Origin of the sequence: Hyphomonas pacifica (assembly GCF_000682675.1) — a bacterium.
GTDB classification, from domain to species: domain Bacteria; phylum Pseudomonadota; class Alphaproteobacteria; order Caulobacterales; family Hyphomonadaceae; genus Hyphomonas; species Hyphomonas pacifica.
Map to the genome: position 1 here is coordinate 1 of NZ_AWFA01000001.1, position 14,732 is coordinate 14,732.

Below are 14,732 nucleotides of genomic sequence, written 5' to 3' on the forward strand. Positions count from 1 at the left end.
TGGAAATGCGGGCAAACCTAGGAGGCGACGCTGCCTGCGGTCATTTCCTGAATGAAGGCGTCTGCCTCGGCAATCGACCGCTCCATCTCCGCAATCAGATCGGCCACGTCCGTCTCGATGTCGCGCGTCTCATTGCTCAGCGCCGCAATCGCCCGCGCATTCAGATTATGCTTCAGGAACAATACGCGATCATGGAATACGGCCAGCACCGGATCCATGGATTCCGCCGCCCGATCCATCTTGCTGACAAGAATGCCATAGCGCTCCCGCGTATCTTCCAGCTGCTGGGCCGAGACGCGGCGCAGCTCGGGATCGGAATATTCTTCCAGCTCCTTGCGCCATTCCACGAACAGGTCACGGGAGACGCCCTTCATGCTCTTGATACGGTCGCGCACCTTCTGGGCCTTGTCCTCGGCCTGATCATAGGTTTTCGACAGGCGGTCATAGGAGGCTTCCAACTCTCCCCCATCCAGCGCGACGACGGAGCGGAAGGCTTCCAGCGCGTCATTGAATTCCACCTTTGCCTCTTCCTGCGCGGCGGCGGCATCATTCACGCGCGAGACCAGCAGGTCGCGCTTTTGATAGCCGAACTGCTCCATCGCGCCGTAATAGGCCGTAGAGCATCCCGCGACACTCGATGTGGCAAGAAACGCTGCAAGCATTGCAGCACGCAAACGAATGATCATGACGTCAACCCCTTCCCGCAACGATGACTGGACACTGTCTGCCGTGCGCCGCCGCTGCAGTCCAGCAATCAGACGCAAAAACCTTGTCGCACCCCGGAAAAACACACCCTCAGCGCCCGGCCAAGTCCACAGGCGGCCCACAAGCGGCCAGACTAGGCCTTCAGCGCTTTCAGCAGCGCATCCACCTCTTCGACCCGCGTGCTCCAGCTGCAGACCAGCCGCTGGCTGCCGCCCATCCAGGGATAGAACACGGCCCCGGCAGCATGCAGGCGCGCCACCTGATCCTCAGACAAAAGCGCGAACACTTCATTGCCCTCCGGCGCAAAGGCCAGCTTCACGCCCTTACGCTGCAGGCCTTCGGCCAGGCGCCGGGCGGCCTCATTGGCCTGTGTCGCCAGCTCCATCCAGAGATTGTCTTCCAGCATCGCTTCGGCCTGCGCCGCGATGAAGCGCATCTTGGGCGGCATGTGGCCAGCGCGTTTCGCCCGCGCTTCCAGTTCCCGCTTCTTCTCACGCGCCTTGCCGAACAGAAGGATGATCTCGCACCCGATCGCGCCCGTCTTGGTCAGGCCGAAGGTCAGCACATCCACCCCCGCCTTCCACGTCATTTCGGCCGGGGTCGCGCTAGTGGCGACCAGCGCATTGCCAAGGCGCGCGCCATCCATATGCACGATCAGGCCTTTGGCATGGGCCCGTTTTGCATAGTCCGCAACCTGAGCAATGCTATAGGCCGTGCCATTCTCGGTCAAATTCGTCAGCGACAGCACATGGGCAGGCGTCTCGTGCACGAAATCATGATTGATCCCCGCCAGCGCCTCGTCCAGTTGCTCGCTGCCGATCTTGCCATCCTGCCCGCGCAACAGTTGCAGCTTGCCACCACCGGAGAAGAATTCCGGCGCGCCGCGTTCATCCACTGCAATGTGCGCGCCCGCATGGCACAGCACCGCGCCGGTCGGCGGGCAAAAGCATGATAGCGCCAGCGCGTTGGACGCCGTGCCCGACGCCGTCATCCAGTAATCGAAATCCGCCGTGCCGAACACATCGCCCAACCGCTGGCGCAGGCGGCGCGTAACCGTGTCATTGCCATAGCTTGCCTCCAGCCCTGTATTGGCGGCGGCCATTGCCTCCAGTACCAAAGGATGCGCCGGGGCGGAGGTATCGGAAGAGAAATTCATTCAGACCTGCGTATCCGGAGTTTGCCACATTAAATGCTGCCCGCCATCGCTGGCAATCATCTGTCCCGTCACGCTGCGCGCGGAAATCAGATAGCGCATGGCGTGGACAATCTCTTCGGGGCTGGAGCCCTGCCCCGTCAGAGTCGCGCATTTCTCGGCGGCGAACTCTTCCTCACTCTGATGTTTTGAGCGCAGCGTCGGACCCGGCCCGATGGCATTGACGCGCACCTGCGGCGCCAACGCCTGGGCCAGTGTCTGCGTTGCCTGCCAGAGGGCGGCCTTGGACAGCGTATAGGTGAAGAATTGCGGGGTCAGCTTCCAGACACGCTGGTCCAGCATGTTGATGACGAGGCCGCTTTCGCCTTTCGGCAGGGCATCGGCCAGGCATTGCGCCAGATGCACCGGCGCGCGCAGATTGGCGTTCATGTGCGCGTCCCATCCCTCGCGGGTATGGGTCAGCGCCGTGTCTTCCTCAAACAGAGAGGCAGAATTGACCAGCAGAGTCACCGGACGGCCCAGCTTTTCGGCCGCCCTCAGGATCAGGTCTCCGGTCTCGCTCTCATCGGTCAGATCCGCCTGCAGGGTGATCGCCTCACCGCCCGCTTCGCGGATCGCGGCAGCGGTCTCTTCCGCCCCCTCAGCAGAGCTGTTGTAGTGGACGATTACATGCCAGCCATCGGTGCCCAGCGCTTCCGCCATGGCGCGGCCCAGCCGTTTCCCGGCCCCGGTAACAAGCGCCGCGCCCGGTTTCATGCTGCAGAGGGCTGGACCAGGCCCAGCAAATTGAACCCGCTGATCAGACCGTAGATGTAGACTGCATAGATCAGCAGCATCAGAACTCCCATCAGGCGGCCAAGGCGCGCATGGATCATGATGAAGACACCGATCAGCAGTGCGGCGAAAGCCATGACCCAATGGTCATACTGCGTGAAAGTGGGCGCAATCTCAATCGGCCCGAAGAAGGAGATAATGCCGCCCGCCCCCAGAATATTGAAAATGTTGGAGCCGAGCACATTGCCGATAGCCACTTCGCCATGCCGACGCAGGGCCGCAGCAATGGCTGCGCCAATCTCCGGCAAGGAGGTGCCGATGGCCAGCAAAGTCAGCCCGATCCATTCCTGGGGCACATCGTAGAAGGTCGCGATGCCGACACCGCCAGCGATGATGAGATGGGCGCCCAGCACCAGGCCGCCAATGCCCAGCGGCACATAGGCCAGCGCGCGAGCGACGCTGATATGCGGAGCCTCTTCCAGCTCCACGCCGGGGTCTTCCCCGCTCGCCACCGCGCGGCGGGCCTGGATCAGCGTCACACCGCAATAGCCAAGCAGGATCATCAGGAACAATATGCCCGTCAGCGGCGTCAGCTCGGAAAACCCGGTCATGCCCATCCAAACGGCTGTCGCCACCAGCATGGCGATCAGGGCCCGGCCCTGCCCCCGTCCGCCTGCGGCAAACGGCATGATCAGCGCAGGCACGCCCAGCACGAGGAAGATGTTCGCAATGTTGGAGCCGACAATATTGCCGATCGCGAGGCCCGCGCGGTCTTCCAGCGCAGCGTTCAGCGACACGATCATTTCCGGCGCAGATGTACCGAAGCCGACAATGAATATGCCAGCGATCAGGGGGGAAACACCAAGACGCCTGGCAATAGCCACCGCGCCGTTTACAAGGAAATCCCCTGCAAACGCCATGATGACAAGCCCCCCGATCAGGGCGGCGATCAGGGTAAGATCAGGCATTTACCAGGAAAACTCCTAGTCCAAGCGCTTGTATTCAATGAAATTAAGGATGCCGAACACGATCACAATCGCGGCAATGGCAATCAGGGAAGGATGGATCATGGTGCCGTCTCGCTGTTGTTCTCTCTAGCATTTCCATGCTTTGGCCCTCCCATAGCGCGCGTTGCGCAGCTTGGCGAGCCTTAAACCACAGGAAAATTTTACATCCTGCCGGGAAATATACGCACTCCGGACAATAATTTACCCTATGAGGGAAGTCCCATGCCGTCCTTGAGAACCCGCCTCTTCCATGTCTATGCCCGCCTGATGCGCCCGATGACGCTGGGCGTGCGCGCGCTTGTGGAGAATGAAACGGGCGACATTCTTCTGGTGCGCCACACCTATATTGGCGGCTGGCACATGCCGGGCGGAGGGGTTGAGCGGGCCGAGCCCTGCGAAGAGGCCCTGCGCCGGGAAATCCTGGAAGAAGGCGGCATCATCATGACTGGCACTCCGCGCCTGATCGGCGCCTATTCCAATCATGTCTCCTTCCCGAATGATCATGTGCTGCTCTACCATGTCACGCCGGATATCTGGCAGACAGGCAAGGCCACCGCCCATGCCGAGATTGCCGAGGCCCGCTGGTGTTCGCCCGCTGACCTGCCGGACGGCACAACCCCCGGCACAAGACTACGTCTGGAAGAAGTCTATCACGGCGCTACCCCTTCCCCCTATTGGGGCGGGCAAAAGCCCTGAGATCAGGCCCCGGCCATCGCCAGGAAGGCCGGCAGGCACAGGAACAGCAACCCTGCCAACAGCACGGTCACAAGTTTCGTCGTGGGGCTCGTTCGTGATCTCATGACTCCCTTGTCGCCCGCGATTGAGTCCGAACGCAGGCCGACTTCCGGAGAAATCATGGAAATGCAGCCTCAATGCCGCCGCAAAATTTCGCGGGAACCTTTCCACGCACCGGGCATTTCGAATCGCGGTGGTGGGACAGTCCTTCTCTCCTGGCCCAATCATCAGACGCCTGTTCCGCGGGTCTGTTACCCCTTGTCGGGCTCGCGGAAGTGACAGCTTGGAACGCTGGTTGCCTCACCCCTTGGGCCTCCAGCGTTCCCTTTTATATAGAGGTTCTGAAAGTCCCTCAGCCCTGCGGGCGCAGCGCAGCTTTCATGTATTGCCAAGCCGTCTGCCAAGACAGGATCGCCGCCACCCAGAGCAGGCCGACCAGAGCAAACACGATGGCCAGCACGGCCAGCGACAACTCTTCACCCTGAAGGCGCTGCGGGTCTGGCGCCAGCACGGCCAGCGGCAGCATCATGCCGATGATGGCAGCCATTTCGAACCCGGTTTTCCACTTCGCCATATTGGACGGCACGATCACGGCCTTGCCCTTTGGCGTCGCCCGGAACCAGGTGATGAACACATCCCGCGCAATGATCATCGCGGCCGGAATATAGATCAGCCAGCTGCGGAACTGGATCGACAGACAGATCAGCGCCGCCGCGATCAGCAGCTTGTCGGCAATCGGGTCCAGCCAGACACCGAACCGGCTGTGCGCGTTCAGCTGCCGCGCCAGCCAGCCATCCAGAAAGTCCGTCAGCGCACCGGAGAGAAAGGCCAGAAAGGCAAACTGGTACCAGAGCTGTTGCAGCGTCGCCCGCACGACGGAGTCATCCGCGCTGAGGCCCGCCTCGGCCGGGTCCAGGCTCAGCGCCTGCCAGAAGCCGAGCAGCAACAGACCGGCAAAAACGCAGCGCGCTATCGTCAGCGCATTGGGAAGCCATTTGAGATTCATGACTCCCCCTCTGCCAGCGCCCGCACCAACGCGCAATGACCTACATTGCTAAGCTCTAGTTCGGATTGCCGGTCACATCGCTGATCGGGATGGAATAGTGCCGGTTGCAGAACTGGCAGTCGATGGCCAGCGTGCCATCGGGCTCGACCATTTCCTGCAGGGACGCATCCGGCATCTGGCGCAGTGTTTCCATCAGCCGTTCTTGATTGCAGGTGCACCTGTCATCCAGCGCCTGCGGAGTCTCCATCGTCACGCCGCGTTCGTGGAACAGGCGGAACAGCAGGTCCTGCATCGGCAGATCCGGATCTGCCAGCTCTGCATCCGTCAGCGTTGCGAACAAGGCATCGGCTTCGCGCCAGGCATCATCGGTATCGCCACGGGCGTCATCATTGGCAATTTTCTGCACCATCATGCCGCCGGACACCCAGACGCCGGGCTCGCCCTTGCGGTCCAGCTCGGCCACCGACAGCTTGATCCGTGTCGGCACCTGTTCAGACATCGCGAAATAGTCTTCCGCACATTCCGACAGCGTGCCTTTTTCCAGCGGCACGATGCCCTGATAGGGCTGGACCGCCGGATTGTCCTGAATGATGATCAGACCAAGGCGGCCATTCGGGCCGAACAGCTGGGGCATATGCGGGGCCGCGCCCTTGTTCACCTTGTCCAGATGCGCCCAGGCTTCGGGATCAAAGCGCGCATAGCCGCGCACGCCGCCATCGGTGCGATACTCGCCGACCAGCATGGAGACCGGGCCATCGCCCTCGGCCTGCACAAGAAGGCGGCCATTGAACTTCAAGGACGCGCCCACCAGCGTGGCCAGAGTCACCGCCTCCCCCAAGATACGGGCCAGATTGGTGGGATAGTCGTGGCGGCGTAAGATGCCCGACAGGCTGCCCTGCCCCATGCGCACGGCCCGCCCGCGAACGGGGCGATCCACGATCTGGAAGTTCGTGACGAAATCGGTGACGGCATAGGCTGCGTCGGACATGGCAAATACCTCGAATTGGTGCCCCCATGTGGCAGCGCCTCGCCCCTATCGCAAGAGGCGGGTGTGTCAGACCCCGCGAGCCTTGCAGGAAGGGGGCATCTCCCAATCCAGAGAATTGACATCGTTTCTCGTCGCCGCCTTAATAGGCAAAGCAGGGATGGCCGGGGGGCTTCATGCAAATTGATGACGTCGAGTTTGATGTTCCGGAGGAACTTCGTCCGTCGGCCATGCGCAGGATGGGACTGCGTCCTGTCATGGACCAGACGATCGACCGCTTGCCATGCCCGCGCATGACAAGCGCCACTTTCCTGCCTGTCGCGTTGCTGAGGCTGTATCGCCGTCTCCGTCCGGAGATCATCGGTAATCGGTGCGGCTATGAGCCAAGCTGTTCGCGTTACAGCGAGTTGGCCTTCCGCACCAAGCCGCCCCTCACAGCATTTCGCCTCACTTATAAGCGTCTTTGCCGCTGCAAGCCCGGCAAGGGGGGAACGGATCTAACAGAGCTGGAGCTGCCATCATGAAATACCGCGTTCAGGCCATCGGGAAGGAGTTTTCCGATCAGGCCATCAAGACCCTGGAGACCAAGCTGAACAATGCCCATGAAAAGGGCTATCGCTTTCACAGCGTGATGGAGGTCCAGCAGCCGGGCTGCGGTGGTCTTGGAACACCAACCATCACCTATCTGGCCATCTTCGAGCAGGTTGAGCCGGACAGCCCGCCGCTGAATTAAGCGGAGCAGCTGCCGCCGCCGAGGACGCAGAAGCTGGCGCACCAGGGATGGTTCAGCCTGACCGGATCGGCGGTCGCCTGGGCTAGCGTCTCTCCCAGTTCAAAGGCCGGATCATCCACCAGCAGCGTGCAGGCGGTGACGGTGGCCCGCCCCGCGCCCTTGCGGCGGATCACCATGCGCTGATTGGCGCACATGATGTCGTCCGGGGATGTGTTGAGGATGCCCCAACACGCCGTGGTGATCTCCGGCGGGTCATCGCGGGCGATCATTTCCGGGAACAGGACCAGCTGTTTCGTGTCGGCGGGGTTCAGCTTCAGGCCCAGCGAAGCGGCCAGCGCGCCATAGGCAGCGCGAGCGGCGGTGTCATCCTCATTCAGGGCCTGACGGCCTGCCAGCGCAACCTGTACGCCGCGTTCACCCAGCCAGCGGAGGCCCTTGCAGGCCTCTTCAAAGGCCCCTGCTCCACGCTCGGCATCATGGATCGCCGGGTCATGCGAATCTAGCGAGACGCGCAGCACCATGCGGTCACCATAGTGCGCGGCCAGCTGCTCCAGACCTTCTTGCAGACGCGGGCGCATCATCGGGCGCATTGCATTGGTCAGCAATAAGAGGCTGTGACCACGTGACAGAACATCCTCCATAATGTCCAGGATTTCCGGGCACATAAAAGGCTCGCCGCCTGTGATGCCGATCTCGACCGTACCGCCGATCTCTTCCAGGAAGGGGCGCACATCATCGCGCGTCAGATAGACAAGGCGGTCATTGGTGGGTGAGCTTTCGATATAGCAATTAGCGCACTCAATGTTGCAAAGCGTGCCGGTGTTCAGCCACAGCGTCTTCAGCCCGGTCCAGCTAACACTGGCACGGGTCTCTCCCTTGGCGGTCACATCGGGATCAGAAAACTTCGCGGGTGGGTATGCAGAGTCAGCCATGCGAACATCCTAGCGGCTCGCGAAGGGCATACCAGCTGGTATGTGCTGTTCTGACAAAGACTTGATCAGTAGGTGGGCTGGTCCGTCGGCCGCTGCGCCTGTTCCAGCAGATCGCGGACGAGGCCGCGCACATGCGCCGGACGCAGGCCAAGGCCGGCGCCGATTTCCAGCAACGTATCCTCTTCCTCGCGGGCGAAATCGCCATCAGCGGCCGCGATCTGGAACACGGCGTTCACGATCAGCTCCTTGCCCTCATCATTCAGCATATTCCCGACGCGGGTGGCGACCGAGAGCGCATCGTCCAGCGAGTCCTTCGCCGCGACGATCTCCGCCTCGATCTCTGAACGGGTAAAGTCTTTCGCGCACATACGGTTCACGACGTCTTCGATGGCATCCACTTCCTCCGCCTCGATCTTGCCGTCGGCCCAGGCCATGCGGACCAGGATGGCCAGCGCTGCCGTCTCGAATTCGGCGCGGATCGCATCGGAGGTCGCGCCGGTGGAGGCATTCAGCACACCCTCCACGAAAGTGCCTTTGCAGGCTCCGCACTCCACATAGGGCGGATAGGTCTGCATCGGGATGACTGGGATGAAATAGAGGTGAAACCAGGTCCGCGCCCGGCGCTTCTCGAAATTGGTGGTATTGTTGCACTGCGGGCAATCGAACGAGCCTCTATCAAGCAGCTTGCGTGTGGCCTTGGTGCCGAAGATAATCATGTTGCGTCCCCTAGATTGCGTCAATCCAGCATGGAATCCTGCCTCTATCTCAATCGGCATGCAAGCCCCGGCACAAGACGAAATGTGCCTTCACACCGCTGCGCCTCCGAGATTGTCTTTCATGCGTGAATCCTGACGGCTCACAAAGCGCTTCCAGCGCTTTTGCCTGCCAGACACCCAATTGTGAACATTGCCGATTTCGTAAGCTACGCTATTTAGCCCGTCATGCCTGAAAATACGCGCAAGACCGTTATGCAAATGCTCACCTCCGGCGATGAGGGCCGGGTGTGCAAGGATATCCCCGAAAGCGCATGCAATGAGGAATCCGGCAATTTCCTGAAACATATTACCAGCCTGTCTGCGAGCAAGATCTCCGACGGGCTGATTGACCCGAAACTGGTGCTGAGCTGGCTGCTGACAACGCTCGGCGCACCAGCCTTCATCATCGGCTTGCTGGTGCCTGTGCGGGAGGCTGGTGCCCTGTTGCCGCAACTCTTCACGGCGGCGGCGCTGCGCCAGTTGCCCCAGCGTAAATGGGCCTGGGCTGTCGGCTCTGCCGTGCAGGGTTTGTCGGCTGCGTGCATGGCCCTCGCGGCGCTGACGCTGGAGGGGCGCACGGCGGGTCTTGTCATTCTCGGCGCACTGGCCGTGCTGGCGATTGCCCGTTCTGTCTGCTCGGTCACCTATAAGGATGTGCTGGGCAAGACAGTTTCCAAATCGCGCCGGGGCACGGCGACCGGAACGGCCAGTACGATTGGGGCTGCCGCCGTGCTCGCCTATGGCGGTCTGCTCAGCCTCGGCCTGATTGACCGGATGAGTATCGTCACCACCGGCCTGTTTCTGGCAGGCGGGCTATGGGTCGCAGCAGCCCTCTTGTTCACCACATTGAAGGAGGAGCCAGGCTCCACCGAAGGTGGCGGCAATCCAATCCAGTCCTTCAAGGACAATTTCTCTCTGCTGGCAGAGGACAAGCAGCTGCGCCGGTTCATCCTGACGCGGGGCCTGTTGATCTCTACCGCCCTCGCGCCGCCCTTTATGGTGCCACTCGGCACCGACAAGGATCAGGCCGGCCAGATGTTTGGCGGGCTGGGCCTGCTCGTCATCGCCTCAGCCGGGGCGGGCCTTGTCAGCTCCTATGTCTGGGGACGGCTGGCAGACCGGTCGAGCCGGAAAGTGCTTATCCTGACGGCAGCAGCCGCCACGATTGCGCTGGCGGCGACCCTTGCCCTGCATGTCAGCGGCCTGCTGGAACAGGTCTGGGCGCTGCCGCTGGTCCTGTTCGGGCTGATGATCGCCTATCAGGGCGTGCGCCTTGGCCGCTCGACGCATCTGGTGGACATGGCCAGTCAGGAGACGCGCGCGGCCTATACCGCCCTTTCCAACACGATCATTGGCACCCTGCTCGTGCTCGGCGGCGGCTTCAGCCTCGTCGCGGAATATGCGGGCAATTCTGTCGTGATCGGCCTGCTGGCGGTAATGAGCGCGCTGGCCATTCCCGCTGCCTTCAGCCTGGCTGAAGTGCAGCACGACAGCGACTAGACGCTACTTATTGAGACACCAGCGCAGCACGGCCTTCTGGGCGTGCAAGCGGTTTTCGGCTTCGTCGAAGACCAGGCTCTGCGGGCCGTCGATGACTTCGGCGTCGACTTCCTCGCCGCGGTGGGCCGGCAGGCAGTGCAGGAATTTCGCGTCGCCATTCGCCAACTCCATCAGCTCTTCCGTCACCGCATAGGGCTCCAGAATCTCCAGACGGCGCTCGGCATCGGCATCCCCCATGGAGACGAAGGTGTCCGCGATCACGACGTCAGCACCAGCAACCGCCTCTTCCGCCGTGTCGTAAAGGTCAATCCGGGCCTGCAACTCGCGGGCGATCTCGAGATCCTCATCGTCCGGCGCAAACCGGGCTGGCGTACCAACCGCAAGGGAGAATCCGAACTTCGCCGCCGCATGAATGAAGCTGGCGCAGACATTGTTGCCATCCCCCACCCAGGCGAGGCGTGCGCCGCGCAGCTCCAGCCCGCTCTCTTCCAGCGTCTGCAGGTCTGCCATGATCTGGCAGGGATGGGAGCGATCCGTCAGGCCGTTGATGACCGGCACGCTCGCATTGGCGGCAAAGGCCTCGACATCGGAATGGTCGTTCGCGCGGATCATCACCGCATCGACGAAACGCGACAGAACGCGGGCGGTATCTTCCACCGTCTCGCCCCGGCCGAGCTGCATGTCGCTGGACGTCGCCGTGATCGACGAGCCGCCAAGCTGGCGCATGCCCATGTCAAAGGAGAAACGCGTCCGGGTGGAGGATTTCTCGAAGATCATCGCCAGCGTGTGCCCTTCCAGAGGCGCGCCCGTATCGACGCGGCCCTTCGGCCAGCCTGCACGCGCCTTCTTCATGGCATGGGCCATATCCAGAATCTCTCGCAATTCAGCGGATTCCAGATGCCAGAGGTCAATAAAATGGCGCGGGCTCGTCTTCTCGGTCATCCAGTCTCACTCCCTTCAGGGGCTTCGCGAAGGCCGGGGGCATAGCGCGTTTTCGCCCGCAGCACCAGTGATAGGAGAAATCGGGCCGAAAACGGCTTCGCAAAGGACACGCAGCGAAAATGACAAAAAACTAATTGAGAATGACTTGCAAACTCATATAGGGTGTGAGACACAAGTTTTGAGAATGACTCGCAAACAAGATGGAGAGCCTCATGTGCCTGCCGATTGATGATAATGCCATGCTGTGCTGGCTGAAAAATCAGGTCACCGTGCTGGAAGCCTGGCGCGAAGAGCTTACCTGCCGACCGGAAACGTCGATCAGTATGATCACCCGGCTGGAACAGCATCGCACCTGGCTGCGCGAGGAAATCAGCCGTCTCGATCCGGGCCTGAAAGCCGCCTGATCCCCGAATTGTCGCGGCGCAGGACGTGTGCCCACCGTTTCCTCCCCGAAACACGCTTCCTGCGTCGCGGCATGTCTCATCTCCAGACTGGCGAACCGGCCGCGATTGCCCTATGTCACGGGGCAGAACAGCCGCCCAGACAGTCAGGGAGACTAAAGACATATGGACAACGTCCTCATCATTGGTGCCGGTGCCGCCGGATCCGTCGTCGCACAGAAATGCGCGATGGACCGCGACACTTTCAAACACATCCACCTCGCCTCTCGCCGCATCGAAAGTTGCGAGAAGGTCGCCGCGCTCTGCAAGACGCCGATCGAGATCAGCCAGGTGGATGCCGACAATGTCGAGGAGGTTGTCGCCCTCATCAACAAGGTAAAGCCGGACCTGTTGATCAACATGGCCCTGCCCTATCAGGATCTGCCGATCATGGATGCCTGCCTGGAAGCGGGCTGCAACTATATGGACACGGCAAACTATGAGCCGCGCGATGTCGCGAAGTTCGAATATAGCTGGCAGTGGGCCTATCAGGACAAGTTCAAGCAAGCCGGCCTGACCGCCATTCTGGGCTGCGGATTTGATCCGGGCGTGACGAACATCTTCTGCGCCTATGCCCAGGAATTTCTGTTCGACGAGATCGAATATATCGACATCGTGGACTGTAATGCTGGCGATCATGGCAAGACGTTCGCGACGAACTTCAATCCGGAGATCAACCTTCGTGAAGTGACGCAGGACGGCAAATACTGGAAAGATGGCGAGTGGATCGAGATCCCCGCCCTCTCCATCAAGACGATGATCGACTATCCGGAAGTCGGACCGAAGGCCTCCTACCTGATCTATCACGAGGAAGAGGAAAGCCTGGTCAAGCACATCAAGGGCCTGAAGCAGATCCGCTTCTGGATGACCTTTGGTGCCGAATACATCAAGCATCTGGAAGTGTTCAAATCCATCGGCCTGATCGGTCTGCAGCCGATCAAGCACAAGGGCATGGACATTATCCCGATGGAATTCCTGAAGGATCTGCTGCCGCCGCCAAGCTCACTGGCGGAAGGCTATACTGGCAAGACCTCCATCGGCATCATCGCGCGCGGCACCAAGGATGGCGAGCCGGTGGCGAAGATGATCTACAATGTCTGCGACCATGCCGAAACCAACAAGGAAGTCTCCGCGCAGGCCGTTTCCTACACGACGGGCGTGCCGCCGGTTTCCGGCGCGGCGATGTTCTTCCGGGGCGAATGGTCCGGGCACGGCGTGTTCAATGTCGAGCAATTCCCGGCCAAGCCCTTCCTGGAAGATGTCGCCAAACGCGGCCTGCCCTGGCACATCATCGATGTCGATGGCGGCGACCAGGAAGACCTGTTTGCGGTAGAGACCTAAGTCACGATTTTGCGGGGACACGAATCAATCCGTGCGCCCCGCAAGACCCGCAGAAAACGACAGGATCATCATGACAGAGACAAACACACCGCCCGGGATGGAACTGACGCTGCGGACGCTGGCCATGCCCGCGGACGCGAATGCCTCTGGAGACATTTTCGGGGGCTGGGTGATGTCGCAAATGGACCTTGCCGCCGCTGTACGTGCCAATGAGCGCTGCAATGGACGCACCGTGACGGTCGCGGCGAACGAGATCATCTTCAAACAGCCGGTACATGTCGGTGACACGCTGTGCGTTTACACCGAAGTTGAAAAAGTGGGCCGCACATCTATCGTCATACGTCTGGAGACCTGGGCGCGACGCGCCTTGTCCTCTCAGCGTGACAAGGTGACCGAAGCGCGCTTTACCATGGTCGCCGTCGACAGCGATGGTCGTCCACGGCCCGTGGATGGCCCCGCGGCCTGATATACTTCAAGGCCCAATACCTCAAGGCCAGATACCTCAAGGACTGATCCCTCATGACCCCGTCCCCTCTGCCAGATCACATCCCCACCCCCTGCTTCGTGCTGGACGTGGCGCGCCTGCGGAAGAATCTGGAGGCGGCGCAGCGCGTTCGGGAGGAAGCCGATTGCAAGGTCCTGCTGGCGACCAAGGCCTTCTCCCTGCCCGCGGCGTTTCCGATGATGACGGACTATCTGGACGGCACTACGGCCAGCGGCGAGCATGAAGCCATCATGGGCCATGAAAGCTTTGGCAAGGAAGTGCATGTCTATTCCCCGGCCTATACGGAAAATGAAGTCCGCCGTCTGACGGAGGTGGCGCAGCACATCTATTTCAACTCCAATGAACAGCTGCAGCGCTTTGGCGACATTGCCCGCGATGCGGGTGCGAAAGTGGGCCTGCGCGTCAATCCCGGCTATTCCAATGCTACGCTGGGAGGAGACCTCTATAACCCTTGCGCCCCCGGCAGCCGGTTTGGCGAAGTCGCGTCAAAGCTGGACGAGGTTGACTGGTCTGGCGTCGACATCTTCCATGTGCACGCCCTGTGCGAGAGCCTGCATGAAGGCTCTGTTGGCCTGATCAATCATGTGGCGGACAATTTCGGCCAGTATATCGAGCAGGTGAATGCCGTGAATTTTGGCGGCGGCCACTTCCTGAACAAGGACGGCTATGATGTCAGCCAGCTGATCAATGCGATCAAGGCTTTCAAGGCACGGTTTGGCGTCGAAGTCGTACTGGAGCCCGGCGCGGGACTCGTCGTGAATACGGGCGAGCTGTATGCCAGCGTGCTGGCGCTGCACTGGAACGAAATGGACCTGGCCATTCTGGATGCGTCTGCCTCCACCCATATGCCGGATGTTCTGGAAGTGCCTTACCGCCCGGACATTATCGGCGCCGGCCAGCCAGGGCAGAAGGCACACACCTATCGGCTTGGCGGGAAAACCTGCATGACCGGCGATGTGATTGGCGACTATTCCTTCGATGCCCCGCTGAAGCCAGGTGATACGCTGATCTTTACCGACCAGATGCACTATTCCTTCGTCAAGACGAACACGTTCAACGGCACACCGCTGGCCAATCTGGCCGTGCGCTGGGAAGACGGCATTGTCGAGATGCTGTCAGACTTCGGCTACGAAGACTTCCGCCACCGCCTGGGGCGCTAATCCGGACAGGGAAATTCACGCTCCGATCTTAACCGGTCCTTGCACCAGCCGAGCTATTC

The 14,732-nt window shown here is 61.0% G+C and carries 17 protein-coding genes; 8 read left to right on the top strand and 9 right to left on the bottom strand.

The window, feature by feature from the left end; translation table 11 throughout:
• Nucleotides 1–17: 17 nt before the first annotated feature.
• The 4 genes from HY2_RS00005 to HY2_RS00020 all read right to left on the bottom strand — a co-directional run bounded on the left by HY2_RS00005 (nt 18) and on the right by HY2_RS00020 (nt 3,600).
• Entirely contained in the window at nt 18–686 is a 669-nt protein-coding gene (locus HY2_RS00005) for a DUF2959 domain-containing protein (RefSeq protein ID WP_051594553.1), read from the bottom strand.
• Between the two features lie 152 nt (nt 687–838).
• A complete protein-coding gene (locus HY2_RS00010) occupies nt 839–1,861 on the bottom strand; it encodes a threonine aldolase family protein (protein WP_034823464.1) in 1,023 nt (340 codons plus the stop codon).
• Nucleotides 1,862–2,614, bottom strand: coding sequence for an SDR family oxidoreductase (locus HY2_RS00015; RefSeq protein ID WP_034823465.1), 753 nt, complete (start codon nt 2,612–2,614; stop codon nt 1,862–1,864).
• Nucleotides 2,611–3,600: a calcium/sodium antiporter gene (locus HY2_RS00020; protein WP_034823466.1), complete on the bottom strand. Its 990-nt coding sequence runs from the start codon at nt 3,598–3,600 to the stop codon at nt 2,611–2,613. Before HY2_RS00020 ends, HY2_RS00015 begins: the two co-directional genes overlap by 4 nt.
• Nucleotides 3,601–3,861: 261 nt before the next feature.
• On the opposite strand from HY2_RS00020, the gene HY2_RS00025 reads away from it, so the two are divergent.
• The gene (locus HY2_RS00025) at nt 3,862–4,335 is read left to right on the top strand and encodes an NUDIX domain-containing protein (protein WP_034823467.1); all 474 of its coding nucleotides are present in this window, start codon (nt 3,862–3,864) and stop codon (nt 4,333–4,335) included.
• A gap of 391 nt (nt 4,336–4,726) precedes the next feature.
• Here the strand turns inward: HY2_RS00025 and HY2_RS00030 are convergent, their stop codons facing one another.
• Both HY2_RS00030 and HY2_RS00035 read right to left on the bottom strand, forming a co-directional pair.
• Nucleotides 4,727–5,380, bottom strand: a complete 654-nt coding sequence (locus tag HY2_RS00030) for a CDP-alcohol phosphatidyltransferase family protein (RefSeq protein WP_034823468.1) — start codon at nt 5,378–5,380, stop codon at nt 4,727–4,729.
• 55 nt (nt 5,381–5,435) lie between these two features.
• A complete protein-coding gene (locus tag HY2_RS00035) occupies nt 5,436–6,368 on the bottom strand; it encodes an Hsp33 family molecular chaperone HslO (RefSeq protein WP_034823469.1) in 933 nt (310 codons plus the stop codon).
• Nucleotides 6,369–6,541: 173 nt separating this feature from the next.
• Between HY2_RS00035 and yidD the strand changes: the two genes are divergently transcribed.
• Nucleotides 6,542–6,889: a membrane protein insertion efficiency factor YidD gene (yidD, locus tag HY2_RS00040; protein ID WP_051594554.1), complete on the top strand. Its 348-nt coding sequence runs from the start codon at nt 6,542–6,544 to the stop codon at nt 6,887–6,889.
• A complete protein-coding gene (locus HY2_RS00045; protein WP_034823470.1) occupies nt 6,886–7,098 on the top strand; it encodes a hypothetical protein in 213 nt (70 codons plus the stop codon). Before yidD ends, HY2_RS00045 begins: the two co-directional genes overlap by 4 nt.
• On the opposite strand, the gene HY2_RS00050 is transcribed toward HY2_RS00045, so the two are convergent.
• Together HY2_RS00050 and HY2_RS00055 are read right to left on the bottom strand one after the other, a co-directional pair.
• Nucleotides 7,095–8,030 carry a radical SAM protein gene (locus HY2_RS00050; protein ID WP_034823472.1) on the bottom strand — a complete coding sequence of 312 codons (936 nt, stop codon included), beginning with the start codon at nt 8,028–8,030 and terminating at the stop codon, nt 7,095–7,097. The genes HY2_RS00045 and HY2_RS00050 overlap by 4 nt on opposite strands.
• Before the next feature lie 65 nt (nt 8,031–8,095).
• On the bottom strand, nt 8,096–8,746 hold the full coding sequence (locus tag HY2_RS00055) for a TerB family tellurite resistance protein (protein WP_034823474.1): 651 nt from the start codon (nt 8,744–8,746) through the stop codon (nt 8,096–8,098).
• A 225-nt stretch (nt 8,747–8,971) separates the two neighbouring features.
• Between HY2_RS00055 and HY2_RS00060 the strand changes: the two genes are divergently transcribed.
• Nucleotides 8,972–10,285 carry an MFS transporter gene (locus tag HY2_RS00060; RefSeq protein ID WP_034823475.1) on the top strand — a complete coding sequence of 438 codons (1,314 nt, stop codon included), beginning with the start codon at nt 8,972–8,974 and terminating at the stop codon, nt 10,283–10,285.
• Between the two features lie 3 nt (nt 10,286–10,288).
• Here HY2_RS00060 and argF read toward each other — a convergent pair whose 3' ends face one another.
• Nucleotides 10,289–11,227, bottom strand: coding sequence for an ornithine carbamoyltransferase (gene argF, locus HY2_RS00065; protein ID WP_034823477.1), 939 nt, complete (start codon nt 11,225–11,227; stop codon nt 10,289–10,291).
• Nucleotides 11,228–11,439: 212 nt separating this feature from the next.
• Here argF and HY2_RS00070 point away from each other — a divergent pair, with 212 nt between their 5' ends.
• The 4 genes from HY2_RS00070 (at nt 11,440) to nspC (ending at nt 14,673) form a co-directional block, all read left to right on the top strand.
• Nucleotides 11,440–11,631: a hypothetical protein gene (locus HY2_RS00070; RefSeq protein ID WP_034823479.1), complete on the top strand. Its 192-nt coding sequence runs from the start codon at nt 11,440–11,442 to the stop codon at nt 11,629–11,631.
• Nucleotides 11,632–11,793: 162 nt separating this feature from the next.
• The gene (locus HY2_RS00075) at nt 11,794–13,008 is read left to right on the top strand and encodes a saccharopine dehydrogenase family protein (protein ID WP_034823481.1); all 1,215 of its coding nucleotides are present in this window, start codon (nt 11,794–11,796) and stop codon (nt 13,006–13,008) included.
• Nucleotides 13,009–13,078: 70 nt separating this feature from the next.
• On the top strand, nt 13,079–13,474 hold the full coding sequence (locus tag HY2_RS00080; RefSeq protein ID WP_034823483.1) for an acyl-CoA thioesterase: 396 nt from the start codon (nt 13,079–13,081) through the stop codon (nt 13,472–13,474).
• 53 nt (nt 13,475–13,527) lie between these two features.
• Nucleotides 13,528–14,673, top strand: coding sequence for a carboxynorspermidine decarboxylase (gene nspC, locus HY2_RS00085; protein ID WP_034823485.1), 1,146 nt, complete (start codon nt 13,528–13,530; stop codon nt 14,671–14,673).
• Nucleotides 14,674–14,732 lie beyond the last annotated feature (59 nt).

Bases quoted from the DNA above. Each gene is read 5' to 3' on its own strand.
- HY2_RS00005 (WP_051594553.1), bottom strand. From the start codon at position 686: ATGATCATTCGTTTGCGTGCTGCAATGCTTGCAGCGTTTCTTGCCACA.
- HY2_RS00010 (WP_034823464.1), bottom strand. From the start codon at position 1,861: ATGAATTTCTCTTCCGATACCTCCGCCCCGGCGCATCCTTTGGTACTG.
- HY2_RS00015 (WP_034823465.1), bottom strand. From the start codon at position 2,614: ATGAAACCGGGCGCGGCGCTTGTTACCGGGGCCGGGAAACGGCTGGGC.
- HY2_RS00020 (WP_034823466.1), bottom strand. From the start codon at position 3,600: ATGCCTGATCTTACCCTGATCGCCGCCCTGATCGGGGGGCTTGTCATC.
- HY2_RS00025 (WP_034823467.1), top strand. From the start codon at position 3,862: ATGCCGTCCTTGAGAACCCGCCTCTTCCATGTCTATGCCCGCCTGATG.
- HY2_RS00030 (WP_034823468.1), bottom strand. From the start codon at position 5,380: ATGAATCTCAAATGGCTTCCCAATGCGCTGACGATAGCGCGCTGCGTT.
- HY2_RS00035 (WP_034823469.1), bottom strand. From the start codon at position 6,368: ATGTCCGACGCAGCCTATGCCGTCACCGATTTCGTCACGAACTTCCAG.
- yidD (WP_051594554.1), top strand. From the start codon at position 6,542: ATGCAAATTGATGACGTCGAGTTTGATGTTCCGGAGGAACTTCGTCCG.
- HY2_RS00045 (WP_034823470.1), top strand. From the start codon at position 6,886: ATGAAATACCGCGTTCAGGCCATCGGGAAGGAGTTTTCCGATCAGGCC.
- HY2_RS00050 (WP_034823472.1), bottom strand. From the start codon at position 8,030: ATGGCTGACTCTGCATACCCACCCGCGAAGTTTTCTGATCCCGATGTG.
- HY2_RS00055 (WP_034823474.1), bottom strand. From the start codon at position 8,746: ATGATTATCTTCGGCACCAAGGCCACACGCAAGCTGCTTGATAGAGGC.
- HY2_RS00060 (WP_034823475.1), top strand. From the start codon at position 8,972: ATGCCTGAAAATACGCGCAAGACCGTTATGCAAATGCTCACCTCCGGC.
- argF (WP_034823477.1), bottom strand. From the start codon at position 11,227: ATGACCGAGAAGACGAGCCCGCGCCATTTTATTGACCTCTGGCATCTG.
- HY2_RS00070 (WP_034823479.1), top strand. From the start codon at position 11,440: ATGTGCCTGCCGATTGATGATAATGCCATGCTGTGCTGGCTGAAAAAT.
- HY2_RS00075 (WP_034823481.1), top strand. From the start codon at position 11,794: ATGGACAACGTCCTCATCATTGGTGCCGGTGCCGCCGGATCCGTCGTC.
- HY2_RS00080 (WP_034823483.1), top strand. From the start codon at position 13,079: ATGACAGAGACAAACACACCGCCCGGGATGGAACTGACGCTGCGGACG.
- nspC (WP_034823485.1), top strand. From the start codon at position 13,528: ATGACCCCGTCCCCTCTGCCAGATCACATCCCCACCCCCTGCTTCGTG.